The organism is Roseobacter insulae (assembly GCF_019375555.1).
GTDB lineage: Bacteria > Pseudomonadota > Alphaproteobacteria > Rhodobacterales > Rhodobacteraceae > Roseobacter > Roseobacter insulae.
In genome coordinates this window covers 773,077-799,345 of record NZ_JAHXDN010000001.1, presented here as the reverse complement: position 1 = coordinate 799,345, position 26,269 = coordinate 773,077, and the positions used below count along the sequence as shown (strand labels likewise).

23 protein-coding genes are annotated in these 26,269 nt (G+C 59.9%); 1 reads left to right on the top strand and 22 read right to left on the bottom strand.

Going from position 1 to position 26,269, the window contains the following annotated elements:
• Positions 1 to 4: 4 nt before the first annotated feature.
• From KX928_RS03860 to KX928_RS03755, 22 genes are all read right to left on the bottom strand, one after another.
• A complete protein-coding gene (locus tag KX928_RS03860; protein WP_219499159.1) occupies positions 5 to 625 on the bottom strand; it encodes a LysE family translocator in 621 nt (206 codons plus the stop codon).
• Positions 622 to 1,725: a DNA replication/repair protein RecF gene (gene recF, locus KX928_RS03855; protein WP_219499157.1), complete on the bottom strand. Its 1,104-nt coding sequence runs from the start codon at positions 1,723 to 1,725 to the stop codon at positions 622 to 624. Before recF ends, KX928_RS03860 begins: the two co-directional genes overlap by 4 nt.
• 41 nt (positions 1,726 to 1,766) lie before the next feature.
• Positions 1,767 to 2,885 (bottom strand): DNA polymerase III subunit beta, encoded by a 1,119-nt coding sequence (gene dnaN, locus KX928_RS03850; RefSeq protein WP_219499154.1) that lies wholly within the window; start codon positions 2,883 to 2,885, stop codon positions 1,767 to 1,769.
• A gap of 143 nt (positions 2,886 to 3,028) precedes the next feature.
• Complete coding sequence (dnaA, locus tag KX928_RS03845; RefSeq protein ID WP_219499151.1) at positions 3,029 to 4,387, bottom strand: chromosomal replication initiator protein DnaA; 1,359 nt, start codon at positions 4,385 to 4,387, stop codon at positions 3,029 to 3,031.
• Between the two features lie 525 nt (positions 4,388 to 4,912).
• A complete protein-coding gene (rpsT, locus tag KX928_RS03840; protein ID WP_219499148.1) occupies positions 4,913 to 5,176 on the bottom strand; it encodes a 30S ribosomal protein S20 in 264 nt (87 codons plus the stop codon).
• Positions 5,177 to 5,483: 307 nt separating this feature from the next.
• A complete protein-coding gene (locus tag KX928_RS03835; protein WP_257883505.1) occupies positions 5,484 to 7,085 on the bottom strand; it encodes a BCCT family transporter in 1,602 nt (533 codons plus the stop codon).
• A gap of 29 nt (positions 7,086 to 7,114) precedes the next feature.
• Positions 7,115 to 8,266 (bottom strand): extracellular solute-binding protein, encoded by a 1,152-nt coding sequence (locus KX928_RS03830; protein WP_219499145.1) that lies wholly within the window; start codon positions 8,264 to 8,266, stop codon positions 7,115 to 7,117.
• Between the two features lie 256 nt (positions 8,267 to 8,522).
• Entirely contained in the window at positions 8,523 to 9,521 is a 999-nt protein-coding gene (locus tag KX928_RS03825; protein ID WP_219499142.1) for a LacI family DNA-binding transcriptional regulator, read from the bottom strand.
• 12 nt (positions 9,522 to 9,533) lie between these two features.
• The gene (locus tag KX928_RS03820) at positions 9,534 to 10,694 is read right to left on the bottom strand and encodes a dihydrodipicolinate synthase family protein (protein WP_257883504.1); all 1,161 of its coding nucleotides are present in this window, start codon (positions 10,692 to 10,694) and stop codon (positions 9,534 to 9,536) included.
• Positions 10,695 to 10,704: 10 nt separating this feature from the next.
• On the bottom strand, positions 10,705 to 11,013 hold the full coding sequence (locus tag KX928_RS03815; RefSeq protein ID WP_219499140.1) for a Dabb family protein: 309 nt from the start codon (positions 11,011 to 11,013) through the stop codon (positions 10,705 to 10,707).
• Entirely contained in the window at positions 11,010 to 12,602 is a 1,593-nt protein-coding gene (locus tag KX928_RS03810; RefSeq protein WP_219499137.1) for a GMC family oxidoreductase, read from the bottom strand. Before KX928_RS03810 ends, KX928_RS03815 begins: the two co-directional genes overlap by 4 nt.
• A gap of 8 nt (positions 12,603 to 12,610) precedes the next feature.
• Positions 12,611 to 13,369: a 3-ketoacyl-ACP reductase gene (locus tag KX928_RS03805; RefSeq protein WP_219499133.1), complete on the bottom strand. Its 759-nt coding sequence runs from the start codon at positions 13,367 to 13,369 to the stop codon at positions 12,611 to 12,613.
• Positions 13,366 to 14,862, bottom strand: a complete 1,497-nt coding sequence (locus KX928_RS03800; protein ID WP_219499130.1) for an FAD-dependent oxidoreductase — start codon at positions 14,860 to 14,862, stop codon at positions 13,366 to 13,368. The genes KX928_RS03805 and KX928_RS03800 overlap by 4 nt, the downstream gene beginning before the upstream one ends.
• Entirely contained in the window at positions 14,862 to 15,974 is a 1,113-nt protein-coding gene (locus KX928_RS03795; protein WP_219499125.1) for an ABC transporter ATP-binding protein, read from the bottom strand. The genes KX928_RS03800 and KX928_RS03795 overlap by 1 nt, the downstream gene beginning before the upstream one ends.
• A 103-nt stretch (positions 15,975 to 16,077) precedes the next feature.
• Positions 16,078 to 16,959 carry a carbohydrate ABC transporter permease gene (locus KX928_RS03790; RefSeq protein ID WP_219499123.1) on the bottom strand — a complete coding sequence of 294 codons (882 nt, stop codon included), beginning with the start codon at positions 16,957 to 16,959 and terminating at the stop codon, positions 16,078 to 16,080.
• Positions 16,959 to 17,852, bottom strand: a complete 894-nt coding sequence (locus KX928_RS03785) for a carbohydrate ABC transporter permease (RefSeq protein ID WP_219499121.1) — start codon at positions 17,850 to 17,852, stop codon at positions 16,959 to 16,961. The genes KX928_RS03790 and KX928_RS03785 overlap by 1 nt, the downstream gene beginning before the upstream one ends.
• Before the next feature lie 87 nt (positions 17,853 to 17,939).
• Complete coding sequence (locus KX928_RS03780; RefSeq protein WP_257883584.1) at positions 17,940 to 19,145, bottom strand: ABC transporter substrate-binding protein; 1,206 nt, start codon at positions 19,143 to 19,145, stop codon at positions 17,940 to 17,942.
• Between the two features lie 58 nt (positions 19,146 to 19,203).
• Positions 19,204 to 20,757: an aldehyde dehydrogenase family protein gene (locus KX928_RS03775; protein WP_219499118.1), complete on the bottom strand. Its 1,554-nt coding sequence runs from the start codon at positions 20,755 to 20,757 to the stop codon at positions 19,204 to 19,206.
• A gap of 2 nt (positions 20,758 to 20,759) precedes the next feature.
• Positions 20,760 to 21,527: an enoyl-CoA hydratase/isomerase family protein gene (locus KX928_RS03770; protein ID WP_219499116.1), complete on the bottom strand. Its 768-nt coding sequence runs from the start codon at positions 21,525 to 21,527 to the stop codon at positions 20,760 to 20,762.
• A complete protein-coding gene (locus KX928_RS03765; RefSeq protein WP_219499113.1) occupies positions 21,524 to 23,095 on the bottom strand; it encodes an acyl CoA:acetate/3-ketoacid CoA transferase in 1,572 nt (523 codons plus the stop codon). Before KX928_RS03765 ends, KX928_RS03770 begins: the two co-directional genes overlap by 4 nt.
• The gene (locus KX928_RS03760; RefSeq protein WP_308342143.1) at positions 23,092 to 24,096 is read right to left on the bottom strand and encodes a Gfo/Idh/MocA family protein; all 1,005 of its coding nucleotides are present in this window, start codon (positions 24,094 to 24,096) and stop codon (positions 23,092 to 23,094) included. Before KX928_RS03760 ends, KX928_RS03765 begins: the two co-directional genes overlap by 4 nt.
• Before the next feature lie 174 nt (positions 24,097 to 24,270).
• Positions 24,271 to 25,320 carry a linear amide C-N hydrolase gene (locus KX928_RS03755; protein WP_219499110.1) on the bottom strand — a complete coding sequence of 350 codons (1,050 nt, stop codon included), beginning with the start codon at positions 25,318 to 25,320 and terminating at the stop codon, positions 24,271 to 24,273.
• Between the two features lie 135 nt (positions 25,321 to 25,455).
• On the opposite strand from KX928_RS03755, the gene KX928_RS03750 reads away from it, so the two are divergent.
• Entirely contained in the window at positions 25,456 to 26,229 is a 774-nt protein-coding gene (locus KX928_RS03750; protein ID WP_219499108.1) for a LytTR family DNA-binding domain-containing protein, read from the top strand.
• The last annotated feature ends 40 nt before the right edge of the window (positions 26,230 to 26,269 follow it).

The following is a 26,269-nucleotide window of genomic DNA, read 5'->3' as shown; positions in this document are numbered from 1 at the left end:
TGTGTCAGATGACAGGGATGACCACACCCACGAGGATGAGCAAAATTCCCGATACGATATTGATGCGCGCCAGTGTTTTCGGAGCGGTCACGATCGACCGAACATGACCAACACCCATGGCGAGGATCAGATTGCCAATCAACGGGATCGCAACCGAAACGCACAGGATGGCAAGGACATCCCACACGGCGATGCGCCGCAGGTCAAAGAAACCCGGCAGCACGCCCATGTAAAACAGAACCGCCTTGGGATTGCCCAGGATCGCAACAATCCCTGCCAGAAATCCCGGCCAGAGCCCCGGGCGGGTGAGCCTGCTGTCTGTACTGATTTTCTGATGCGCATGCTTGATTAGCAGGAGGCCCATCCCGATGAAAACGCCGCAGGCGATCCAGCGCAACACGGTCATGAAAACGTCGAACACCGAAAGGACCCAGGAAATGCCCAGGATCGCCACAAGCGGCCAGACAATGTCCCCCACCGCGACACCAACGGCCAGTGGCCAGGCCGCCTGAAAACCACCCGACATCGCCCGGGCCATAAGCGCCAGCCACACCGGCCCGGGGGTCAGGAACAGGATCACAAGCGCACCGGAATAGAGCAGCAGGTCGGCAGCGGTGATCGTCATCGCTGCGCGGCGATCTGCGAGACTCCACCGGTTTCGCTGACGTGGATGTATTGCGCACGCGGTCCAAGTGCCTCGAAAAGCTCGGGGTCGGTGCCGGTCATCCAGGCTTGTGCACCCAGAGATACGATTTCATCATAAAGTGCCGCGCGACGATCTGCGTCCAGATGTGCTGCAACCTCGTCCAGCAGCAAAAGGGGCGGTGCCCCGAAGTCACGCGCCAGGGCCCGCGCATTGGCGAGGATAAGGGAGACCAGCAATGCCTTCTGCTCACCGGTTGAACAGTCCTTAGCGGGAACGTTCTTGGCGCGGTAAACACCCCGGATGTCGGCCCGGTGCGGGCCAATCAGGCTGCGCCCCGCCGCCATGTCGCGCTGTCGGTTGTCTGCGAGGGTGGCACGCAGGTCTGCCTGCGATTGCGGCAGTTCGCCATCGGCATGCAAAAGCGTCAGTTCAGCAGTTGGAAAGGCGGTCGTCGCATCCTCCTGCGCCTGAGCCAGCTGACCCAGTGCCGCCCGTCGATTGCTGTCGATGGTAATTCCGGTTTCGGCCATCTGGTTTTCCAAAGCGCTGTACCACGCCGGGTCGCGCACCATGTCTTTCAACAGCCGGTTGCGCTCTCGCATGGCGCGTTCATAGGCCAGCGAGGCCTCTGCATGGCCCGGCTCAAAGCTCAGAGTCATGCGGTCCAGAAACCGGCGGCGCCCTTCGGCGCCTTCGATCCACAGCCTGTCCATCGCCGGGATCAGCCACAGCACCCTTGCAATCCGTCCCAGCGCCGTCTGCGGCGCGGCCTTGCCATCGATCCTGACCTGCCGGGCCGCGCCCGCTTCGGACCAGATTTCAATTTCATGCATCTGGTGAAGCGACTGCAACACGCCGGTGATCTTCCACCCAAGCGTTTCGGGGCGTCGCGTCATGTCCTCGGCACTGGCCCGGCGCAAGCCGCGCCCGGGCGAAAACAGCGAGACCGCCTCCAGCACGTTGGTCTTGCCCGCACCATTGGGCCCGTAAATCGCTACCGGGCGCGAATCCAGCGTCATCCGGCCCAGTTTGTGCGAGCGGAAATGCGACAGTGTGAGAGATGTCAGTGCCAGCGTCACGACATCACCTTGATCGTGGGACCACCGCCCGGTGCGATCGGCTAAACGCGCATCGGCATGACGACGTAAACGGCCGACTGGTCATTGCCTTCGCGCATCAGGGTCGGGTCGCCGGAAGAGTTGAACATGAACACGGCATTCTCGCGGTCCACCTGGCTGGCGATTTCCAGAAGGTACTTGGCATTGAACCCGATTTCCAAACGTTCGTCGCCATAGGCCACGGCCAGCTCTTCCTCCGCGGCACCGCTGTCGGGGGCGTTCACCGACAGAACCAGACGGTCCTCGTCAAGTTGCAGTTTCACCGCGCGGGAGCGCTCGGAGCTGACCGTCGCCACTCGGTCCACGGCCTGAGCGAAATCGGACGCGTCGACCTCCAGCTTGCGGGTGTTACCCTGTGGAATGACCCGGGTGTAATCGGGGAAGGTGCCGTCGATCACCTTCGAGGTCAGTGTGATGTCGGGTGTCGCGAAACGCACCTTGGTTTCAGAGACCGAGACCGCGATTTTCATCTCGTCGTCGTCCAGCAGCTTGCGCAGCTCTCCAACCGTTTTGCGCGGCACGATCACGCCCGGCATATCCGCGGCCCCATCTGGCAGGTCGGCGTCGATGCGGGCCAGACGGTGCCCGTCCGTCGCCACGCAGCGCAATACCTGACCACCTTCCCCATCCGCGACATGCATGTAGACGCCGTTCAGATAATAGCGGGTTTCTTCGGTTGAAATGGCGAATTTCGACTTATCGAAAAGCCGTCTCAGCACCGGTGCGGGCGCGGAAAAATTGGAGGCGTATTCAGAGGACGCCATGACCGGAAAATCTTCCTTGGGCAGCGTCGCCAGCGAGAAGTTCGACCGCCCCGCTTCAACAGTCAGACGACCGGTTGCCCCGTCGGCAGTAAGCGTCACAAGCGCGCCATCCGGCAGTTTGCGCACGATTTCGTGCAGTGTCGTGGCAGCGACGGTGGTGGCGCCTGCGCGCTCGACCTGCGCTGACGCCCTGTCCACGACTTCGATGTCGAGATCGGTTGCACGGAAGGTCACATCGCTGCCTTCGGCCTCGATCAACACATTGGCGAGAATTGGAATCGTGTTGCGCCGCTCAACAACGGATTGAGCCTGGGACACTGCTTTGAGCAGGGACGCGCGTTCGATGCTGATCTTCATGATATCTTATCCTTCCCACCAGTCGGGAAAGGCAAATTACCCGGTTCCACCGACTTCACAAGACTTTTATTGGTTTGTCTGTTGGAAAGCGCAGGGCGTCAAGGCCCGCGGCCACATATGCGGGCCGCGGGACCTGTGTGTGACTATTCTTCCAGCGCGCGGCGCAGCAGTTCCAGATCTTCGGCGATCTGGCCATCCTGAGACTTCAGTTCCTCGATCCGCTTGACGCCGTGCATCACGGTTGTGTGGTCACGACCGCCGAACCGGCGACCGATTTCAGGCAGCGACCGGCTGGTCATCTTCTTGCAGAGATACATCGCCACCTGCCGCGGACGCGCATAGGAGCGCAAACGCTTCGGGCCGATCATGTCCGACAGGCGAATATTGTAGTGGTCGGATACTTTGCGCTGAATTTCCTCGACCGTGATCTTGCGTTCCGAAGCACGCAGCACATCGGACAAACAATCCTGTGTCAGCTCCATATTGATTTCACGCCCGACCAGCGAGGCAAAGGCGAACAGCCGTGTCAAAGCGCCCTCCAGCACCCGCACGTTCGTCGAGATGCGGTGCGCGAGGAACTCCAGCACACCCGCTTCGATCTCCAGCCCGGGGTAATTGGCCTTCTGTTGCTCCACCTTACATTGCAGGATGCCCAGGCGCAGCTCGTAGTCAGTTGGGTGCAGATCCACAACCAGCCCGCACTGCAGGCGTGATTTCACACGGTCTTCCAGATCCTTGATCTCGCCGGGCGCGCGATCCGCCGAGATGATGATCTGCTTGTTTTGGTCAACCAGCGCGTTGAAGGTGTGGAAAAATTCCTCCTGCGTGCTGTCCTTGCCCGCGATGAACTGGACATCATCCACCATGAGCACGTCAACCGAACGGAAAATCTCTTTGAAATCCATCATCTTTCGGTCACGCAATGCTTGAACAAACCGATACATGAACTGCTCGGCAGAGAGATACAGGACATTGAGGTCAGGACGACGCTGGCGCAATTCGTGGGCAATCGCGTGCATCAGGTGCGTTTTACCAAGGCCAACCCCCCCGTACAGGAACAGAGGGTTGAAGGTCACCGGGCCACCCTCGGCGACACGGCGTGCGGCGGCGTGGGCCAGTTCGTTTGGCTTGCCGACAACGAAAGTGTCAAAGGTGAAACGCTTGTCGAGGGGGGCTGTCGCCAATGCGCTGCCAGACGCGGGTTTCGGAACGGCGCGGGGGGCTGTCGCCTTATTCGTGGTTTCTGCCGTACCGTCTGCTTGCGCGGGGACAGAAAACTCCAGGCGTCGCACGGTCGGATCTTCGGATTTCAGCTCATGCAGTATCAGATCTGCAAAGTTCTGGTTGACGTAATTGCCCAGAAAGTTCGTCGGCACATCAAAGGTTGCGATGCCATCATCTGCTGCCCGAAACTCAATCGGCTCGATCCAGTTTGTATAGTTGTTCTGACCCACCGTTTTCAGCAGCCGCTGCCTCAGCTGCCCCCATTTTTCTTTAGTCATGTTTGACCTGTTTTCCCTCTAGCGTTCCAATTTCAGACACAGCCCCATTTTTTAGATAGCCGCATCGCCTCGTATCTCAGACGACAAATGGCGTCTCCGTTCCCGCGTATGGAAACGGATGGCTAGCTGCCGCTCGACTACAGATTAGGCACAATCCGACTGGCAAGCGCCTTGCATGCACAAAGCCCAGTAACCAATCAGACGACACCGTCCGTACTTTTTATGACAGGGCAAAACGCTGTGTTGGCAGCGTTTGCAGACTGAACGCATTGCGTGTTAGGCAACACTCAGTCCCTGACGTCCTTTGGCCCGCAGCAGTGCGGATCGAACTTTCAGAGCCTGTCCCCCCATGGCGAAATGAATCGCACTACACTGGTAGCAACTTCGTGAGCGACACGGCAACTGAACTTCATTCTTGACTCTGAATTTTCAAAAAAGAATCTCTGGGTGGGGAGGAAAGTGTCTCAATAATGCAAAAAAGCGCCGCTTGCGCGACGCTCTTTTCGAGTAGAGTTGTAGATTGGCTCAACCCAGAGCTTTAACCCGCGCGGACAGGCGGGACACTTTGCGCGCTGCGGTGTTTTTGTGGAAAACGCCCTTTGTTACTCCACGCATCAGTTCAGGCTGGGCCGCTTTCAGCGCGGCAGAGGCGGCGTCTTTGTCACCGGAAGCGATCGCTTCCTCGACTTTGCGCAGATAGGTGCGGATGCGCGAACGACGCGCTTTGTTGATCTGGAACCGCGCTTCGTTCTGGCGGGCGCGTTTCTTGGACTGTGGCGAATTGGCCATATGTGCTGTACCTTTTTTCGGGTCGTGTGTCTCTCAATAGCACGGTGCCAACCCGATCCGGTTGCTGTTCAACCAAAGGTGATTCTAGCCAAAGCGGGCTGCACGCGCATGTATCGGGCGGTCTATAAAGAACGTCACAGGAATTGCAAACCCGAAAATGCGCGCAGGTATCGACCAGCCTTGTCTGGTCTTGTCCGGCGGGCCTATCGGAATGCGGCGCGATCCGGGTCTGTGTCGGTGGTGCCGCAGAGGAAAGAGGGGCGGGTTGATCCGCCCCTTCGATTTGTGATGGACCTGAACCAAGCCGCTAGCGGTTCAGGAATTCCAGGGCGTACTTGTCTTCGACATCCGGCAAAGGATGCTCTTCATGCAGCGAGTGAACGATGCCGTAAATCATCAACAACAAGATCACCGCAATTGGCAGACCGGCAACGATGGATGCCGTTTGCAGGGCGCTGAGCCCGCCGGCAAGCATCAGCACGCCAGCCACGACACCGGCTGTGAGCCCCCAGAAGATGCGGAATTTGACCGGTGGATGCTCGTCACCCATGGACAGCATCGTGCACATCACAAGCGTGCCGGAATCCGACGATGTCACGAACCACGAGATCAGCAAGACCGTGATCAAGACAGTGATCGGGTAAACCAGTCCGCTGTATCCAAAACCGGCCACGGTCTGGAAAACGCCAGCCGCGTAATCACCGTTCACGGCGTCGACAACTCCAGCGTTATAGAACAGGTCAACCCCGGCGGCCGCACCGCCAAAAACACCCATCCATAACATGACCACCGACGTCGGGATCAGCAGAACGCAGTAGCAGAACTGACGGATCGTCCGGCCCTTGGACACGCGGGCAATGAACAATCCGACAAACGGGCACCATGCGATCCACCAGCCCCAGTAGAATATGGTCCACCAGCTTTGCCATTGGTTCTCTGGGTCACCGTTGATCCAGAAGCCCATCGGGATGACGTTCCAGATGTAGTTGCCAAAGCCGGAGATGGTCACGCCCAACAGGAAGGCTGTTGGCCCCAGTATGATGAACAGGATCAGCAGAGCAATGCTGGCCATCACGTTGGCTTCGGAAAGGATCCGTACCCCCTTGCCGACACCTGATGCCGCCGAGGCCGTTCCCAGACAGGTGATGATCGCCACCAGGATCAACTGGTTCGTCTGGGTGTTTTCCATCCATCCGAGGTTCTCAAGGCCCGCAGCGATCGGGGTCACCCCCAGACCCAGCGAGGTCGCGAGACCAAAAATCGTGCCAAACACGCCAACAAGGTCGACCAGATGGCCCCATGGTCCGTAAACCCGATCCTTGAGAACAGGATATAGCGCGGTGCGCAGCGTAAGTGGCAAATCGTGGCGATAAGAGAAATAGGCGAGGCTCAGTCCGACCAGCACGTAAAGGGCCCAGCCATGAAACCCCCAATGGAAATTCGTGATCGTGACCGCGGAAACGGCGGCGTCGACTGATCCCGCCTCAAGACCTTCGCGCGTCAGGAACGGGCTGCCCTGGATATGGAACATCGGCTCGGCCACCCCCCAGTAGATCAGGCCGGACCCGAGCCCGGCGCTGAACAGCATGCAGATCCAGGAGAAGGTCGAGAAATCCGGTTCGTCATCGTCCTTGCCCAGCTTCACATCACCGAAACGGCTGATCATCAACCACAGCACAAAGAACAGGGCGGCATTGACGACCACCACGTAAAACCAGTCCAGACTGCCGATGATAAAATCCTTTCCGGAGGCAAAGACAGCGCTGGAAGCCTCCACATCTCGGATCGTAAACAGGACGAACCCCAGGATCATTACGATGGACGCGACGCCCATCGTTGCATTCATGCCTGCAAACAGGCCGGAACGTGAAACAAGATTATCAGGTCGATTTGTTGTTTCGTTTGTCATCTTAGTACCTCTTTGTCCCAATGTTCCACTTATCGTGTCGAGCCTGCGGCACCCTGGCGCGCAGATGTGGACAGCCATTCTCTGAATGCCTCTTCCAGCCGGGCGTGGTTTGCAGACCACCATTCCGCATCTGACCGAATGAAGAGTTTGTCTTCATACGCCGGGCCATTCGGAATTTGACCAAGCACATCGTCGGACAAAAGCGACAGCGACGACTTGCGTGTCGGGCCATTGGGCAAGTATCCGACCATATCGGCCAGTGATTTGGTGCTGCTGGCAAACCGGATGAACTCCTTCGCCGCTTCCTTGTGCCGACTGCCCTTGGGAATGCCGAAGAGGTCAAGCTCGATCACGCGACCATCCATGTTGACGGTGAAATCCGCGCCTTCCTCCATGGCGGCGGTTGCCCCGGTCGTGGCCCAGATCGACGACATCGCAACCTCGCCCGCATTCAGCAGGCGGACCGGTTGACGACCGGATTGCCAGATTTGCAGGCCCGGCTTGATCGCATCCATCTTTTTAAGAGCCCGCTGGACACCTTCCGCCGTTTCCAGGGTCTGGTAGACGTCTTCACGCGCCACGCCGTCGGCCATCAGAGCCCATTCCATAATGACGGTTGGATCATTCCGGATCGCACGGGCGCCGGGATAGGCATCCGTGTCGAAAAAGTCGGCAATTGTAGCGGGAGGATTATCCGCGAACAGCGAATTGCTGTAGGCAAAGGCAGTGCCCCAGACAATCACGCCAACGCCGCAATCATTTAGCGCACCATCGACAAAATCTTCGCGAAAAGGTGTCCCGTCCGCGCCACCCGGCAGATCAATATCGGACAGATCTTCCAGCAGACCCTCGCGGCAGGCCCGCAGTGAATCCGCCTGAGTCAGGTCAACGACGTCCCAGATCACATTGGCGCTTTCGACCTGGTCTCTGATCTCCGCAATGCCGCCATTGTAATGCGCGACATGCACGCGAGAACCGGTTTGCTCTTCGTAGGGGCGCACAAAGCCCAGCATCTGGCTGCGCATGTAAGGACCCGTCCACGAGGTGAATGTAATTTCCGGCATCGGCACTGCGGCATCTTGCGTCGCCTGAGCATTGGCAGAACTCACCGATAAGGCGAAAACGAATGCGGTCAATAGCCCCTTTCGCCAAGTGTCGATTGTGTATTTACAGCGGCTCATTAAGCGTCCTCCCTATCAGGCATTCCGTCCGTTTGCTTGTCAGACAGACGTTCCGCTGACACAGACAATTCTGGTCACAAACCCGCTGCGGGCGAATAAAACGAGCTTTGCTACGTCCGCCTGATACGATCATCGGAGGAAAATCCGGGAAACGCCAAACAAAAACGACCAGAAAAGCAGCAAAATCGTCGGACGACAGGATCGCCAACCGCCAAACATGAATGTCCTGACTGCCGCCGCGCGCAGCACCCGGAGATCAGCTGGAGCCCCGCACAACAAGCTCGACAGCGGTGCGGCCGCCCAGTTCTGGCGGTGTGCCGTCATTCAGCCATGCGAGCATCCGCCGGGAAATCTCTTCGGCAAACCCGGGAATGCCACAGCTGACGGAGGTCAGTTGTGGCTCGCTTTGCAGGCATCCCTCAATATTGTCGAACCCGACAACCCGCAGGTCCTTGCCAATGGACCGTCCAAGCTTTTGGCTGCCCGCCATCAGACCAAGGGCGACAAGATCATTGAAGCACAACACGCCATCCACGTCGGGATAGTTGTCGTACAAGTCTCGCGCGCCGCGGACACCGAACTCATGACTGGCGGCCCCGGTTATCACGATTGGCTCATGACCGCGCTGCGATGTCACTTCGAGATAGCCGGACATACGTTCCATGGTCACGGCCCGGTCAGCGAGGCCACCAACAAATGCCACCTGCGTGCACCCCCGGTTGTACAGATGCTCGGTCGCCAGCCGACTGCCCGTCTGATAATCGGGCGCGAGGAAGGGGAACAGATCGTCGCGATCATCGACCTTTCGAAAGACCTGAATGGCCGGGAGACCCGCCCGCGCAATGGCCTCCAGCGTATTGTCTTCGGCGCCGTAAGCCGGCGAGACGACAAAACCGGAGACGCCGTGTTCAATCAGGGCAACGATCATTTTGGCCTGCATTTCGGCATCTTCGTTGATGTTGGCCAGAACAACCGCATATCCCTCTTCGGCCAACTTCATCTGCAAGGAGGCTGCAAACTCTGTGAAAAACGGGTTGCGCAGATCATTGATGACAAGGCCGATCAGCCCGGTTGAGGCCGACCTCAGATTGGCCGCTGACCGGTTGTAAACATAGCCAACCCGCGCCATGGCTTCGCGGACCTGAATGCGGGTGTCTTCCTTGACCTGCGGACTGCGCTGCAAAACGAGGCTCACGGTCGATTTCGACACCCCGGCTGCCTTGGCCACATCAATTATCGTTGGTCGTCGCTCCATGGGACGTGCGTATCAGATGCCATGTAAAGATAGCAGGGTTTTCATCCGGTCTTCCGCTATATCCGGTCTGGTCAACAGCCGCGCCTCGTCCGCAAGGCGGAAGACATTGGCGTAATGCGTGATGTCGCGGCTGGACTGAAACCCCGCCGGCATGATGAAATGGGCCTGATAGCCGTTCAGCCAGGACAAAAAAGCAATGCCAGCCTTGTAAAAGCGCGTCGGCGGGCGGAATATCTCGCGGCTGAGCGGAACGGTCGGAGCGAGAAGCGCGTGAAAGGTGGCGACATCGTCCCGGGCCAGAGCTTCGAGCGCTTGTGACGCCGCCGGAGCAATGGCCGCGAATATGCCGAGCAGCGCGTGCGAATAATGCGCGCCATCGCCAGCGATGAGGTCAGCATAATTGAAGTCATCGCCCGTATAAAGGCGCACACCGTCCGGCAGGCGGGCTCTGAAAGCTTCTTCATGCGCCTGGTCGAGGAGCGATATCTTGATACCATCAACCTTGGCGGGATTCTCCGCGATCAGCCCCAGCACAAAGTCATTTGCGGCACCGATGTCGGTGCTACCCCAATATCCGGCCAGGGCCGGATCAAACATGTCGCCAAGCCAATGCAGGATCACCGGTTCCGCGGCTCCGTCAATCAAGGATCGGTAGACAGTGTGATACACGTCCGGGGAAGCATGCATCGCCGTAAAGGCACGCGAAGCCATCAGGATCAATTGCCCGCCCGCTGCTTCGATCGCCTCTGCCTGGTCGACGTAGGCGCGCAGAATCCCGGCGGCCGTGATCAGTGTTTCCAGCGGCCGGTGATCGGTACCGGCACCGCAGGCAACACGCGGTTTCAGCGGATGTGCCCTGGCTGCCGCCATGGTCCGGTCTATCAGTTCCCTCGCTGTCTCCCAATCGACCCCCATGCCGCGTTGCGCGGTATCCATGGCCTCGGCAAGGCCAAGCCCCTGATCCCACAAGCCTTGGCGAAAATGCAGCGTCGCGTCCCAATCCACGGCAGGTCGGGTGTCCCACGGGTTTCGATCCTTCAGCGGGTCAGACACCACATGCGCGGCGGCAAAGGCGGTTCTCGACAGCGCAACTTCCGGCGCACGCGGGATCAGCGGATCACCCGACATCCCGTAGGCCACTAGCTTTCCGTCGTCAGTGGGCAGCCTCAACATCCTCGTCACCTCACACTTCAATATCCAGAACAAGGACACCGTCCAGACCGCCTGCCGCAAGTGCAACGATCTGCGCACCAAGCGACTTGTGGTGTTCATCTTCCGCATAGGTTCGCAAATCGTCCCATGTGTCGAAATCGATGGTGAACCCGTGCATGTAGCCGCGTTCAATCTGCTCGGGGCTTTGCGATCGGCCACCGCCGAAATTGCCAGCACCGGCCAGCGTTTCTGTCAGGCGTTCCAGGTCGCCGTAGATACCGGCAATTGTTTCTTCAGCTGTATCCGTGGCAAAGCGGGTCAATACGATGTGGCGGATCATTGGCTAAGTCCTTGGTCTGTTTTGATCATGTCAGCGGCCTTTTCACCGATCATGATGGTGGGGGCATTGGTGTTGGAGGAATTCACGCGGGGCATGATCGAGGCATCCGCGACCCGCAGCCCTTCGATGCCGTTGAACCGCAACCGCGGGTCAACAACCGCACGGTCGTCCCCCCCCATGCGACAAGTGCCCGCGCAGTGATGCGAGGTTTTGGAATGGGTGCAAATGAAGTTGAAGTAGTCTTCATCGGTCTGCACATCCGGCCCGGGCAGCCGCTCGGCAAGGATATACGGTTTCAAAGCATCCTGCGCGAGGATCGATTGCACCAGCTTCAACCCGCGCACCGACATCTCGCGATCATAGGGGTCGGCCAGGTAATTGGGGTCGATCAGCGGCATGTCGGCCGGGTCGCCGGACCGTAACCTGACCGTGCCACGAGACCGCGGGCGCAGGAAACAGGCGTTCAGCGTCACACCGCCGTTGGGCATTGCCGCGACCCCGGCTTCGATCCCGGTGCCCAGACCCAGATGCATCTGAATGTCGGGCGAGCGTGCATCCGGATCCGCGTACCAGAAACCACCCGTTTCAAAGAGGCTGGAGGCCACCGGCCCCTTGCGCGTGAACAGGTAGCGCAGCCCGGCCAGCGCCGACAGATGGAGCTTGGCATACCGATCGTAGGTATGCGGTCCCGTCACCTCGCAAATTGTATAGAGGTCCAGGTGGTCCTGCAGGTCCGCCCCCACATTCGGCTGATCCGCCACCACCTCGATACCCAGGGATGTCAGATGATCGGCGGGGCCGACACCCGACAGTTGCAAAAGTCTGGGCGACCCGATGGCACCGGATGACAGGATCACCTCGCGGTCGGCTATGATCCGGGTGCCGTCCCCCATTTGCACACCCGTTGCGCGCCCGCGCCGAAACAGGATGCGGTGCACATGCGCCCCGGTGCGCACTGTCAGGTTTGGCCGCCCCTTGTTCGGCGCCAGAAAAGCCATCGCCGCCGAAGACCGTCGGGCGTTTCTCTGGGTAAGCTGGTAATAGGCCGCGCCATCCTGCCGGGCGCCGTTGACGTCCTTGTTTTGAGGTATGCCCAGCTGACCTGCCGCCCTGATGTAGGCATCGCAAATCGGCAGGGGTGCTGCCGGCTGGCTGACCCCCAGCGGGCCACCCTTACCGTGAAACTCGTTGTCAAACGTGTCGTTGTCTTCCGACTTAATGAAATACGGAAGGACCTCGTCATAGCTCCATCCGTCGCACCCCAGCTGGCGCCATTCATCGTAATCCTGCGCCGCACCACGCGTGTAAATCTGCGCGTTGATAGACGAGCCGCCACCAATCACCTTTGCCTGCGTATAGGTGAAGACCTTATCCTGCATATGCCGCTGCGGTGTTGTGTGCCAACCCCAGCTGCCAATGCCCTTGGTCATTTTTGCGAATCCGGCGGGCAGATGGAAAAACGGGTGCCGGTCGCCACCGCCCGCTTCCAACAGCAGGACGCGCACGTTTGCATCTTCTGACAGCCGCGCCGCGATCACCGACCCGGCAGACCCGCCACCGATGATGATGAAATCGTATCCTTCAGTCATTTTACGCTCTACAGCCTTGAGATCGACAGACCGCCATCCACCGGGATACTGGCCCCTGTGGCAAAGCGCATCTGACCGGTTGCTGCGGCAACAACAACTTCTGCAACATCCTTCGGGTCTCCCCAACGCTGCGCCGGAACCAGGCCGCCCTCGATCCGGCTGGTGTATTTGTCGCGCACTCCTGCTGTCATCTCGGTTGCAATGATTCCGGGGCGGAGTTCGAATACACCAATGCCATGTGGTGCAAGACGCGCCGCAAACAGTTGCGACATCATCGCCGCCCCTGCTTTTGAAACGCAGTATTCGGCACGTTCGGTGGACACCATGGCAGCGCTGACCGAGGTGATGAAGGTGATGGAGCGATAGTCCTCGCCAGCCTCTGCCAGCATGTGCTTCGCCACTGCCTGAGCCAGGAAAAAGGCGCCGCGCAGGTTGATGTTCTGGACGAAATCCCAGTTTTCTGGTGACAGCTCCAGCATGTCCCCCCTGACCGGCGCGCCAACACCGGCATTGCTGACAAAGGCCGTGATCGGACCCAGCGCCTGGGTGACCTCATCGAGCAGCGCCGGAACGTGGTCAACGTCCGACAGGTCGTGCTGAAAATAACAGGCCGCCCCGTCAAGTTCGGAGAGCGCGGCCGCGACCGCCGGACTATCCTGACCAGAACGCGACGCAAGTGCCACCTGAAATCCGGCGTCCACCAGCAGGCGCGAGATGCCCAGACCAATGCCCTGCTGCCCGCCGGTGACCAAAGCGACCCTGCTCATGCTGCAAACTCCGTTTCCGTGATATGGCGCCCGGCGCGCAAGGCTAGGGCTGCGATGGTCAGTGCCGGGTTCACCGCGGCCGAGGTTGGCAGCACCGAAGCGTCGACGATGAACAGATTGGGATGATCATGGCTGCGGCAGAAGGTGTTCACCACGCTGGTGCCCGGATCATTTCCCATGCGCGCGGTGCCGCACTGATGCGAGGGGGTGCGGCGATCAAAGGCCCGCGACATCACGATCGGGAAACCTGCCTTGCGCAACGAGGTTTTCAGTTTGGCGACAAGCGCTTCATGTGCCTGCCAGTTCGAGCGTCGCCAGTCCAGTTTGACGGCTCCATCCACCAGCGTCACGCGGCTGTCGGGATCAGGCAAATCTTCGGACATGGCGTAGAAATCGACGGACCGGGTGGCGATCATCCCTGCCATCCACTCCGGCAATCGGCTTGCGGACGCCAGAATGGGCGCCGATATTTTTCCAAGCAACTGCACATTGCCAAGCGGGGCGCCACCCTGCCCGCCGGACAGGTAAAAGTCATTGACCATCAGGGTTTTCTGATAGATCGCACGATTCTTGCGCAGCGGGTGCAGCGCCAGCACAGCCGAGCAATTGTGGTTCATGAAATTGCGACCCACCTGATCGGAGGTGTTTGCCAGACCGGTGGGATAATCGTCGTTTGCCGATGCCAGCAGCAAGGCCGCACTTTGAACCGCCCCCGCCGCGACCACGACAAGCGGCGCCTGAAACGTCTGGGCCACCCCGTCTACCACGCATTTCACGCCCGCAACGCGCCCGTCCGGGTGCATGGTAAGGCCCGACACGCAGCACCCGGTCTGCAGTTCGACGTTGGGATGCTCAAGCGCTGTCTTGATGCCAACCGTCTCCGCATCCATCTTGCCATCGCAGGTGTCGGGATGACCGTCCCAAGGCGTCTGGCCGTTGGCCAGCCAGTGATCAACGTCCACGCCCAAAGGCAGGGACGCGGGGTGCAGGCCGATACCGGCCAGGCGGTGCCGCACATCCACGATGTCCGGCTCATCCGCGACCGGCCCGTGCAGATAGCTGCCCGAGCGGCGCGGTTCCGTCGGGTCTTCACCAGCCTTGCCACGCACCTGGTAGAGGTGTTCAGCAGCAAGGTAATCCTTTTCGAGGTCGGCATATGCGATGGGCCAGCCAATCGTCCGGCCTCCCAGGTGTTCAACCGGTGCAAAGTCAGCTTCGCGATATCGGATCAGGACGGCGCCGTAAAATTTGGAGTTGCCGCCGACGCAATAGTAATTCCCGGGACTGAAGCTGGTGCCGTCGCCATCAACCCACTGCTCGTCCGGTCGAAAAAATCCAGTCGCGAATATCGCCCCGGCGTCGCGGTCGGCAGCGCAGGGGCGCAACCTCTCACCGCGTTCAAGGATCAGGACACGACGGCCGCTGGGCGCAAGGGCCGCGGCCAGCGTTGCCCCGCCCATTCCAGAGCCAACTATGATCACGTCGGGTTGCATCAGGGCGCAATGCGGGCTTCGGTTTCAGGGTCGAACGCGACCGCCTTTTCCATGTTGACGGCAAAGGTGAAATCCTGCCCCGCCCGCACTTCGGCATCGGACCGCATCCGTGCAATCACATCCTTGCCACCCAGTTGCATTGATACGAAAGTGTCCGAGCCCGCCGGTTCGGTCACCACGATACGGTTCGTCATCTCGGCGATGTTGGATGATTTCCGGTCTGCGCCGTCCACGTCCGTCAGGGTTTCCGGCCGAATGCCGAGCAGGATTTCCTTCCCCTCCCAGGCGGCGAGGTTTTTCTGACTGAACGGCAACAGGGCCAACGACCCGTCATGCAGCGAGAACTCGGCATGCGGCGCATCTTTCTGCAGGCGGACATGCGCCGGCAGCACGTTCATTGCCGGTGATCCCATGAAGGTGGCAACGAAGATGTTTGCCGGACTGTCGTAGATTTCCTGAGGTGTGCCCAGCTGCTGAACGTAGCCTCCGTTCATCACCGCGATCCGCGTGGAGAGGGTCATCGCCTCGATCTGATCGTGGGTGACATAGACGATGGTCGTTCCAAGTTTCTGGTGCAGCTTCTTGATCTCGGTGCGCATATCCACGCGCAGCTTGGCATCGAGATTGGAGAGCGGTTCGTCAAACAGGAACACATCCGGGTTGCGCACCAGCGCCCGGCCCATCGCGACACGCTGCCGCTGACCGCCCGACAACTGCCCGGGTTTGCGGTCCAGCAATTGTTCGATCTGCAACAGCTTCGCGACCTCGCGCATCGCCTTTTCCCGTTCCGGTTTCGGCGTGCCGTGCATCTCAAGCCCGAAGGTGATGTTCTGACCGACCGTCATGTTCGGGTAGAGCGCGTAACTCTGGAACACCATGGCGATATTGCGCTTGGAGGGATGAACGCCGTTCATCACGCTGTCCTTGATGCGAATTTCGCCGCTGGTGATTTCTTCCAGCCCCGCAATCATGTTCAGCAGGGTGGATTTACCACAGCCGGACGGCCCGACCAGCACGAGAAACTCACCTTCCTGCACCGAGATATCCACGTTGTGAAGCACTTCGACCGCGCCGTAAGACTTGGTGGTGTTGTCGATATCGAGAAAACCCATGGTCTCAATCCTTCAGATTACCCGGCGCGGTGCGATGGCCCCGCGCGTCTGGTCCTTGTGACGCGTCACTTGCGCCGTTCATTTCGTGATGCAAAGCCATCCCTCACCCTTTCACGGAGCCTGCCATCAGACCGCGGACGAAGTATCGGCCAGCCACGATGTAGACGAGCAGAGTTGGTGTTGCCGCGAGGATCGCGCCAGCGAAGTGAACATTGTATTCCTTCACGCCATGCGAGGCCTGCACGAGATTGTTCAAAGCGACGGTCATCGGCTGGCTATCCGCGCCCGCAAAGGACGCCCCAAACAGGAAATCGTTCCAGATGTTGGTGAATTGCCAGATGATCGAGACCACGGCGATGGGTCCGGAGGAGGGCAGGAGGATGCGCCAGAATATCTGGAAAAACCCCGCGCCATCGATCTGTGCCGCCCGGATCAGTTCGGTCGGGAAAACCGCGTAGTAGTTGCGGAAATACAGGGTCGTGAAGCCGATGCCATAGACGACATGCACCAGCGCCAGCCCCCATGTCGTCCCCGCAAGCCCCATCAGGCCCAGCATGCGCGCCATCGGGATCAGCACGATCTGGAACGGGATGAAACAGGCAAATAGCATCAGCCCGAACAGGATGGTGTCGTATTTGAAACGCCACTTGGTCAGCACGTAGCCGTTCAGCGCGCCCAGAACGGTGGAGACGGCCACGGCGGGCACGACCATTTTGATCGAATTCCAGAAATAGGGCGCCAGCCCTGTCGGCTCCACCCCGATCTGCGCCGAGGACCATGCCTTGAACCAAGGCTCCAGCGTGAACTCTTCTGGCAGATTCATCATGCCGCCGCCGGTGATCTCCGACAACGGTTTCACCGAATTGACCAGCATCACGTAAAGCGGCAGCATGTAAAACAGGGCGAACAGGATCAGCACGACGTAGATCAATGTGCGGGTGATGCGGCCCGTGCGGATGGCGGTATCTTGAGACGCTACGGACATCAGCGCTTCTCCCGCAGTTCAGAGTAGAGGTAAGGGATCATGATGGCGGCGATTGTCATCAGCATGATCGTGGCCGAGGCCGCACCGATGCCCATCTGGTTGCGGGAAAACGTGTAGGAATACATGAAGGTCGCCGGCAGCTCCGTTGCGCGCCCCGGCCCGCCGCCCGTCAATGCGATCACAAGGTCGAAGGTCTTGATCGCCAGATGCGACAGGATCACGAAGGCCGACAGGAAGGCGGGCCGCAATTGTGGGATAATGATCCGGCGATAGAGGTTCCAGTTGCTGGCCCCGTCCATCTGGGCCGCTTTCAGAATTTCGTTATCTATGCCGCGCAAACCGGCAAGGAACATGGCCATCACGAACCCGCTGGTTTGCCACACGGCGGCCAGCACAACGGTGTAGATGGCGTAATTCCTGTCCTTGATCCACCTGAATTCAAAGCTTTCCCATCCCCATGAGTGCATGACATTTTCCAGCCCGATGCCGGGGTCCAGAAACCATTTCCATGCGGTGCCGGTCACGATGAAGCTGAGCGCCATGGGATAAAGGTAGATGGGGCGCAGCAGACCCTCGCCGCGGATTTTCTGATCGAGAAAAATGGCAAGCCCAAGGCCGATGGTGGTGCAGATCACGATGTAGAGGGCCGCGAAAATTCCCATGTTCTTGATGGAAACTTCCCAGTGGCTCAGACGCCAGAGCTTGGAGTAGTTTTCCAGGCCCACCCATCCAAAGCTGGGCAGGAGGCGGCTGTCGGTAAATGACAGGTAGACTGAAAACAGAATGAACCCGTAGACGAACACCAGCATCATGGCCACCGAGGGCGACAACACCAGCTTGGGGATCCAGTTCTGTAGACGTGTCTTGAAATCCGCGTTGGCCGAATGCGCCATAACGCGCCCTCCTCATGAGCCGTTTTGATCGTTTCGCGTGGGACGCGGGGTGGCGGGGCGATGCAACGTACCGCCCCGCCGGGAGGATTACTTGGCGATCGACACCGCATCGACGAGTTCATCAACAGCTGTTTCGCTGTCGAATTCGCCGTTGAAATGCGCGGTGACCACGTCATAAATGGCGTTCTTGACCGATGCCGGGGCAGCATGCCCGTGTGCCATCGAGCCGAAGAGGTTGCCCGATGCGGCCGCGGCAGCAAGGTCTTTCATCCCCTGTTTGCCACAGGCGTCGAAGTCAGCATCGCTGACATCGGTGCGCGCTGGCACAGAGCCCTTGACCACGTTGAACGCCGACTGGAAGGACGGAGACAGGATTGCAGAGGCCAGCGCCGCCTGCTCTGCTGAAACCGGGCCACCCTGATCGAACATCATGAACTGGTCGGCGTTGAATGTGACCTGATCGGCGGTACCGGGGAACCTGAAGCACAGGAAGTCCTCGCCCGGCACTTTCCCGGCATTCAGGAATTCGCCCTTGGCCCAGTCACCCATCATCTGGAAACCAGCCTCGCCGTTGATCACCATCGCGGTGGCAAGGTTCCAGTCACGGCCCGAGAAATTGTCATCCACGTTGGCGCGGATCACCGCCATGCGGTCGAAGGCCTCCTTCATTGCGTCCGATCCGAGGGTTGCCTCATCCAGATCGACGAAGGCCGCCTTGTAGCCATCCGGGCCCAGCACCGACATCGCAACCGCATCGAAGACGGTCGCTTCCTGCCACGCCTGCCCACCATGTGCGATCGGAGTGATCCCGGCCGCCTTCAGCGTCTCAAGAGCGGCGGTGAAGTCTTCCCATGACGTCGGCACCGCGATGCCGTTGGCGTCCAGAACGGATTTGTTCGCCCAGACCCAGTTGGTGGAATGCACGTTCACGGGTGCAGATACCCACTTGCCATCGACCTTGGCAAAAGCCTTGAGAGCATCCGGCACCACCTCGTCCCAGCCTTCCTTGGCCGCGACCTCGTTCAGATCGGCCAGGGCGCCTTCCTTGCCCCAGTCCAGAATGTCAAACCCCAGCCCCTGCACCGCCGTCGGCGCATTGCCGGCGGTTACCCGGGCACGCAGAACAGTCATCGCCTGCTCCCCGCCGCCACCGGCAACCGGCATGTCCGTCCAGCCGATGCCCTGACCTTCCAGATCTTGCTTCAGGACGTTCAGGGCGGCCGCTTCACCACCCGATGTCCACCAGTGCAGAACTTCAACGTCATCCGCCGCAACCATGGTTGCCGATGTCATCAAGGCAGCAACAACTGTTGCCTTTGTCTTTGGAAATGCACGCATTTGGTTTCCTCCCTTATTGCGTAACAATGTCTTCACGCGTTTCGTCGCGTGTTTTCACCCAAGAGGTCCGCGTGCGCCCGATGCGCATCACAACCGATTTCACCTCAAGGAATTCTTCGAACCCGTAGTGGCCAATTTCACGTCCCTGGCCAGATTGTTTCATGCCTCCAAACGCCAATTCCGGGTAACCGTCCATCCATGTGTTTGTCCAAACTGTACCGGTCTGTGCCGCTTTGGCAAATGCTAGACAGGTATGCACGTTCTCGCTCCAGACACCTGCCGAGAGGCCAAACTCCGTGGCGTTGGTCAGCTCTATCGCTTCTGGCAGGGTGCGGAACGTCTGAACCACCAGCACCGGCCCAAAGACTTCCTCCCGCGCAATGGGCATGTCCGCCGTGACGCCGCTGATGATGGTCGGTTGATAGAACTGGTCTCCAAGCCCGGGCACATCCATCGGGGCACCGCCAAGCACAACCACTGCGCCCGCGGCAGCGGCATCCGCCACATAGGCGTGGATCTTGCTGTTATGCTCCGGCGTGACGATCGCCCCGACCTGCGTTTCCGGATCGAGCGGGTCGCCAAACGCCACATCGCGCGACAAGGCGACGATCCGCTCGACAAACGAGTCCGCGATATCCTCGTGCACGAGGATCCGGCTGGAAGAATTGCAACACTGGCCGACGTTGAAATAGACCCCGAAAACCACCGCATCGGCGGCGTCTTCAAGATTGGCGTCGGGGAAAATCACCTGCGCATTCTTACCGCCCAGTTCCAGCGCCACCTTCTTCAATGTGCCCGAGGCGGCTTGGGTGATCATCTTGCCAACGGCCGTGGACCCAGTGAAGGTCACCATGTCCACATCTTCATGGGTAGACAAGGTGCTGCCCACCGGCTGTCCATGCCCCAAAACGATGTTACACACACCTGCGGGCAGGCCCGCCTCCATCAAAAGTTCGCCCATCATCACGGTCGAAGAGGGCGTCATTTCTGATGGCTTGACCACAACCGTGCATCCGGCGGCGAGGGCAAACGGCAGTTTCTGGCTCAATATCCAGAACGGAAAGTTCCAGGGCGTGATGATCGACACAACGCCGATCGGCTCCTTGAGAACCACGCCCAGCATGTCGTCGCCCAGCGTGTTGTGGCTGTCGCCATGAGTGGACCGCGCCAGCGATGCAGCATAGCGCCACAAATCCGCAGCGCCGGATACCTCACCTCTCGACTGGCTGATCGGCTTGCCGCTTTCAAGCGTTTCAAGAAGAGCGATCCGTTCGACATTGGATTCGATCAGCTCTGCGACCCTCAGCAGGATACCGGCACGTTGCTGACCGGAAATACGGCTCCATGCACCAGCTGCGAACGCACGCTTTGCCGCGCCGATTGCAGCTTGGGCTTCAGGCACCCCGCCGAGAGCGGACCGGCTGACCACCACGCCATGCGACGGCGACATCCGCTCGAACATCGCGCCATCCGCGCTCGCCTTCCATGCACCGTCAATCAGATGCCGCCCTTCGAATGGCGGGGGCATGTCCACAGGCACTGCGGCGTTAATCGTCATTTCCTTCATCGTCATTGTCCCGAGAACCTGGGTTGGCGCTTGTCGAGGAATGCCGCCACACCCTCTTGCCGGTCGGCGCTGCCAGCAACCGCCGCACTGCCCAGGGCCTCAACCATTGCGGCCCTGTCTTCACCGGTCGCCGCATGTATCATGTACTTCGACACCTCCGTGGCGCGCGGCGACAGCCCGGTCAATGCCTCTGCAATTTCCGTGGCCCGCTCCATGTAATTGTCGGCGACCTCGGCGATAAATCCGAAAGATGCGGCACGGGCAGCCGGGATGCGCCGCCCGAACAGAGCCATTTCCTTCACCACGGGTTCGGGAAAGAGCCGCACCGCGCGCTGCGTCCCGGACCACCCCTGCACGATACCGACATGTGCTTCGGGCAAGGCCAGCGTTGCTTGCGGCGCCATGACGCGGATGTCGCAGGCACAGGCCAATTCCAGCCCACCGCCAAACGCATGTCCGTTGAGCACGGCAATTGTGGGCTGTGACAGCCGCGCTAGCCGATCGAATATCCGATGCCCGTCACGGACCCAATGGCGTGCAAACTCGGCAGGCGTCAGATGTCCCCAGGCGGCAATATCGGCACCGCAGCAAAAGGCGCGATCACCTGTTCCGGTGACCAGGACACAGCGCACCGATGTATCGCGTTCAATCGCGGTCAGATGACCTTCCAACGCCTCCAGCATCGGCAGCGTCAAGGTGTTGAGCTTGTCGGGATTTTGCAAGGTAAGCACAACGACAGATCCTTGCTTGCGAAGCGTCACATCACTCATAACGTCAGTCCCATCGGGCTTTTTGACAACAGCGATGCGGGCATGGGCACCGCATTTTCGGCGACTGTCACCCGACCGCCGGATGCGCCGACGATGTCAACCTGCGCGTCGATGCCGGGCATGATTTCGGTCGCGACCAACCCGTGCTCGGTCAACCGGATCACGCAGCGTTCGGTGACATAGAGAACATCCTGCCCCTGCGCGCGGGCCCTGTCGCCCGAAAAGGTCACGTGTTCCACCTGCTCAACCATCTTGGTAAAGCGACCGGGTTTCGCGACCTTGATGCCCTCTTCCGTCATCTCGATCTCGGCACCCGCCTCGAACCAGCCGGAAAAGACGATTTTCCGCGCGCGCGCGGTGATATCCACAAACCCCCCACAGCCTGCCGTGAGATACGGTTTCTTGCCAAGCTTGGAGACATTGACGTTGCCTTGGATGTCGACTTCCAGAAAGGACAGAAAGGATAGGTCAAAACCCGCCCCCTGAAAGTAGATGAACTGCTGCGGCGACGGAACAAACGCATCTGCGTTGGACGCGCAGCCGAAGGCGAAACCGGTCAGCGGCACGCCCCCGACAGCACCCTGCTCGATCGTCCAGGTCACGGCGTCCGGGTGGCCTTCTTCCAGCAGGATGCGTGGCACCATCGCGCTGATCCCAAAACCAAGATTGGCCGTCATCCCGGCGCGCAACTCCTGCGCGGACCGTCTGGCGATGGTCTTTTCGACACCATGTTCGGCATGCGAAAAGCTGTCCCAGGGGCGCATCACCTGACCTGAAATGGCCGGATCGTACCGGGTTTCGCAGGTTTGCTTCTGATCGCGGTCGATGACCACCAGATCGACCAGATGGCCGGGCACATGTACATCGTGGGGGCGCAGGCTGCCCGTCGCCGTGACGCGCTCTACCTGGGCGATGATCAGACCACCGTTGTTTCGCACGCAAATGGCCTGCTCCAGCCCGCCAAGGTACGCGCCCTCATGTTCATAGGTGAGGTTACCACGCTCATCCGCTGTCGTGGCCCGCAGGATGCAGACCGTTGGCACGACATTCGGGAAATGCAGCCATGTGTCCCCGGCAAAACGCACGCGCGACACAATCGGCGCGGCGGCACCACGGCTGTTCATCGCGCAGCCCTGACGCTGCGGATCAACAAAGGTTTCCATCCCGACCTGTGTCAGCACGCCCGGACGGTGCGCCGCCGCTTCACGATGCATGTCGAACATGATACCGGACGGCACATTGTAGGCCGCGACACGGTCCTCGACGATCATCCGCCAAATCTCGGGCATCTCAAGGTGAGAGGGACCCGACGGGTAAGAGCCCGCGAGCACCCGGGTCAGCAGCCCGTCCTTGGCAAGGTAATCCATGCCCCTGACACCGTACATGTCGCCGGCCGCAATCGGATGCAGCGAGGTAATGTTGCGCGGATGCGCCTCGTTCTCGAAGCGCTCTCCTATCGCCTTCAGCACCAGATCGGGGCAGCCCAGCGACGACGACGACGACACGGTCAGAACCGCATCATCCGGTATGCGCGATACCGCCTCGGCCGGAGACACAACCTTCGTCACGCGAACTCTCCGTAGGTGATCTCGACGCGGGTGCCGGTCTGTGCGGCCTGCCGAACGGCAAGAGCAACGGCCAGAGACTTGATCCCGTCAACCCCGTCCGCTGCCGGGCGCTCCGTGCCGGACATCGCCTCGACAAACTCGGCGACACCCTGTGCGTAGAGAGAATGGCCCGAAAAGGCGATTGCCTCGCGCCCGCTGGCAGTAACCAGCTCCACGGTGCCGACAGGCTCCTGCGTCATCACCCCGGTCGCAAAAACCGACCCCGCATCGCCGTGCACCTCCAACCCGCTGCCGGCAAAGGGATGGGTGAAACTTTCGTGAGACATGACCATGGCGCCAGAGGGCATTGACCACACAGACATGGCGGAATCCTCGACGCCGCGTCCCATGCCGGACGACACCATCTGCGCGACAACGTCCTGAGGGTCTTCTCCCAGCAGGAAACGCGCCACATCCGCGTCATGCACGGTGATGTCCGGGATCACGCCGCCACCGGCGGACGCATCATTGATCCGCCAGCCCTGCAGGTTTTCCGGCAGGTGAACGGCATGAAACAGCCTCAACGACAGCACCTTTCCAATCCGACCTGACGAGATCAGATCACGCACCTTGCGGTGTGAGCCGGAACAACGCAGGTGATGGTTGGTGCCAAAAACCACACCCGCATTCTTGGCAGCCTTTACCATTTCGGCTGCCTCTGTCGGCGTGAGCGCCAAAGGTTTCTCGCACAGAACATGCTTGCCCGCGGAAATCGCCGCCATGGCCTGCGCAAAGTGTTTCTCATTTGTCGACGAAATGTAAACCGCGCTGGCGCTGTCATCGGCCAGGGCCTCCGACAGCTCACTGGTCGCGTTGCTGATGCCATGATCACCTGCCCAGCGTGAGACACGGCTCGCGGAGCCACTGACAATCCATGACACATCGTGACCCGATTGCGCCCTGACGGCGCCGATCATGTGCTGCGCCGCGATGGTGCTGGCACCTACGAAAATCCAGTTCACAATCCCACTCCATTTGGAACGTTCCAATTACTACTGGAACGTTCCATTGCTGGCAAGTGGAAAATGTCATCCCCTTGAACTCCGTCTGTCGACAGATACCAACCGGATCAGAAACACGCGGGTGAGCGCCAGGCATTCAATGCCAAAAGCTGCCCGTCGCCACAGCCTGCAATCTCAGTCAATGCAGGTCGCTGACTGTAGCAATCCCATCGCCAGACCATCGGCCACTTCAGGCCCGATTCCGATGACATCAGAAAACCCGGCCAGCACCTCGCCCAGAACGGGGGAGAGCGCATCTGAGGTCAGTGGCGTCAATCGCGATGGTATCGCGGCCCCATCGCTGTCGCTGAGGTTCAGGCTGAGCGGCATGTCGCGGCAATCGAAATCCAAACTCGTCATTTCAATGACCTGGGTCTGCAAGCGGCCTGCGTGTCGAAAATGAATTTCCGCCGCCCCGGGATCGAAAACGATCTGCCAGCGCGTTTCCGAATTCTCCACCTCTTGAAGCACGCCAAAAGCTTCCTCAGGACCAACGGTGTCGCCCGAAGCGAGGATGGCCCGCGTCGCAATCGCAAATCGTTCAAGGCTTGTCGGCTCTGCACCTGCTGTCGATCCGGACGCGCCGGGCTCACCCCCCATAACTTCTTCTTGGTCGCCGAGCCTGATCAGGTCGGAATAAGAGGTGTTGGTCAGCGCCGGGACTGGCAGGCTGGTCGAGGAATAATGCAGGAATCCATTTGCGGTGGGTTCAACAACCGCAGTCGCACCGCTTCGGTCCGCCAGAAAAAAATGCAGGGGCACCAGACCCTCGATACGCACCGCCGACAAAGACCGCAGCGCCGCGTCGACGGTGTCGTTGACATCGAGCAGTCGCTGAATGAACTCAAGTTCGTTGACGATCTGCCCGGACACACCGCGCGGGTAGGTGACGGTATCATTCCACATCAGCGTGACCACCAGACCTGCCGTGTTCATACCGGCGGTCGGCATGCCCGGCCCGATCTGGTTAAATGTCACGCTGCCATACCGTGCCTGCCACGCGGCCACCTTCCCGTCCATGATGGACACGCGCGACACATCTGACGGATTGACGATCAGATGACCCACGCCGCGTCCCGCGACGTCATAGCTGTAGGCCACCAGTTTTGCATCCGGCCTGCCAAGCGCGATCGTCGTACATGCGATGGCGCCGGACGCGCATAAGATAAAGCCAACCGTTGCCATTGCAGGCTGACGCCTTGACCGCTTCGTCAAAAATCCCACCAAACCCATCGAACGCTCCATTTTTCTGGTAGTATCGAATTCAACCGGGTGCGATTGGAGGATCGTCCCATCCGAACGCAAGGAGGAATGCGCGAAATGCCATCAGGCTTCGTGAACGACACGGCAGCGGTTCCGGCCATGCGCGAGGTCCGGGAGGTCTTCAGCTCACGGAAATGCCTCACGATACTGGCGCTGGCGGCGTTCATGGCAGGATTCTTCGGTCCGTTCGGGACCTATTCAGCGCTCGCAACGGTCGAACGCTATGCCTATTGGGCCGTGATTGTTGGGCTTACGGCGCCTGTCGGATACCTCGCGATTGTAAGCGTCGAGCGGCTCCTGCCCGGCCCGGCGGCCAAGGTCTGGCGATTGCCCGTGTGTACCGCGCTTGCGGGCATTCCGATCTGCGCGATTGTCCTGGGCATTGCGCGTGCGTTCGGCTTGTCCCCGACCAGTGTTGATGCCGCAACTATCTACGGACAGTGCACGCTTGTCATACTCTGCCTGTCATGTCTTTTTTCCATCGTGGAAGGCACCGGCGCGCAAACCGCCCTTCCGCGCGAATCCGGTTTGATAAAACGGCTTCCCGGGGCAAAACGCGGCACGTTGATCCGCATTTCCGCGCAGGATCACTACGTGGAGGTCGTCACTGACAAGGGCACAACGCTGCTCCCCATGCGGTTCCGGGATGCCATGGCAGAGACCGCACCGGTCACAGGCGCACAGGTTCACAGATCGCACTGGATAGCCCTGCACGCTGTCACCGGATCCAAGCGCATCCGCGGTCGCCCCGGTTTTGTTATGTCTGACGGCAGCCTCGTGCCAATCGGGCGAACCTTCGTGCCGCACCTCAGGGACCGCGGCATCCTGTAGACAGCGGCCAAGGCGGTCACGCAACTCGCGCGCCGCCAAC

Bases quoted from the DNA above. Each gene is read 5' to 3' on its own strand.
- KX928_RS03860 (WP_219499159.1), bottom strand. From the start codon at position 625: ATGACGATCACCGCTGCCGACCTGCTGCTCTATTCCGGTGCGCTTGTG.
- dnaN (WP_219499154.1), bottom strand. From the start codon at position 2,885: ATGAAGATCAGCATCGAACGCGCGTCCCTGCTCAAAGCAGTGTCCCAG.
- dnaA (WP_219499151.1), bottom strand. From the start codon at position 4,387: ATGACTAAAGAAAAATGGGGGCAGCTGAGGCAGCGGCTGCTGAAAACG.
- rpsT (WP_219499148.1), bottom strand. From the start codon at position 5,176: ATGGCCAATTCGCCACAGTCCAAGAAACGCGCCCGCCAGAACGAAGCG.
- KX928_RS03835 (WP_257883505.1), bottom strand. From the start codon at position 7,085: ATGACAAACGAAACAACAAATCGACCTGATAATCTTGTTTCACGTTCC.
- KX928_RS03830 (WP_219499145.1), bottom strand. From the start codon at position 8,266: ATGAGCCGCTGTAAATACACAATCGACACTTGGCGAAAGGGGCTATTG.
- KX928_RS03825 (WP_219499142.1), bottom strand. From the start codon at position 9,521: ATGGAGCGACGACCAACGATAATTGATGTGGCCAAGGCAGCCGGGGTG.
- KX928_RS03820 (WP_257883504.1), bottom strand. From the start codon at position 10,694: ATGTTGAGGCTGCCCACTGACGACGGAAAGCTAGTGGCCTACGGGATG.
- KX928_RS03815 (WP_219499140.1), bottom strand. From the start codon at position 11,013: ATGATCCGCCACATCGTATTGACCCGCTTTGCCACGGATACAGCTGAA.
- KX928_RS03810 (WP_219499137.1), bottom strand. From the start codon at position 12,602: ATGACTGAAGGATACGATTTCATCATCATCGGTGGCGGGTCTGCCGGG.
- KX928_RS03805 (WP_219499133.1), bottom strand. From the start codon at position 13,369: ATGAGCAGGGTCGCTTTGGTCACCGGCGGGCAGCAGGGCATTGGTCTG.
- KX928_RS03800 (WP_219499130.1), bottom strand. From the start codon at position 14,862: ATGCAACCCGACGTGATCATAGTTGGCTCTGGAATGGGCGGGGCAACG.
- KX928_RS03795 (WP_219499125.1), bottom strand. From the start codon at position 15,974: ATGGGTTTTCTCGATATCGACAACACCACCAAGTCTTACGGCGCGGTC.
- KX928_RS03790 (WP_219499123.1), bottom strand. From the start codon at position 16,959: ATGTCCGTAGCGTCTCAAGATACCGCCATCCGCACGGGCCGCATCACC.
- KX928_RS03785 (WP_219499121.1), bottom strand. From the start codon at position 17,852: ATGGCGCATTCGGCCAACGCGGATTTCAAGACACGTCTACAGAACTGG.
- KX928_RS03780 (WP_257883584.1), bottom strand. From the start codon at position 19,145: ATGACATCGGCAACCATGGTTGCGGCGGATGACGTTGAAGTTCTGCAC.
- KX928_RS03775 (WP_219499118.1), bottom strand. From the start codon at position 20,757: ATGAAGGAAATGACGATTAACGCCGCAGTGCCTGTGGACATGCCCCCG.
- KX928_RS03770 (WP_219499116.1), bottom strand. From the start codon at position 21,527: ATGAGTGATGTGACGCTTCGCAAGCAAGGATCTGTCGTTGTGCTTACC.
- KX928_RS03755 (WP_219499110.1), bottom strand. From the start codon at position 25,320: ATGGCAACGGTTGGCTTTATCTTATGCGCGTCCGGCGCCATCGCATGT.
- KX928_RS03750 (WP_219499108.1), top strand. From the start codon at position 25,456: ATGCCATCAGGCTTCGTGAACGACACGGCAGCGGTTCCGGCCATGCGC.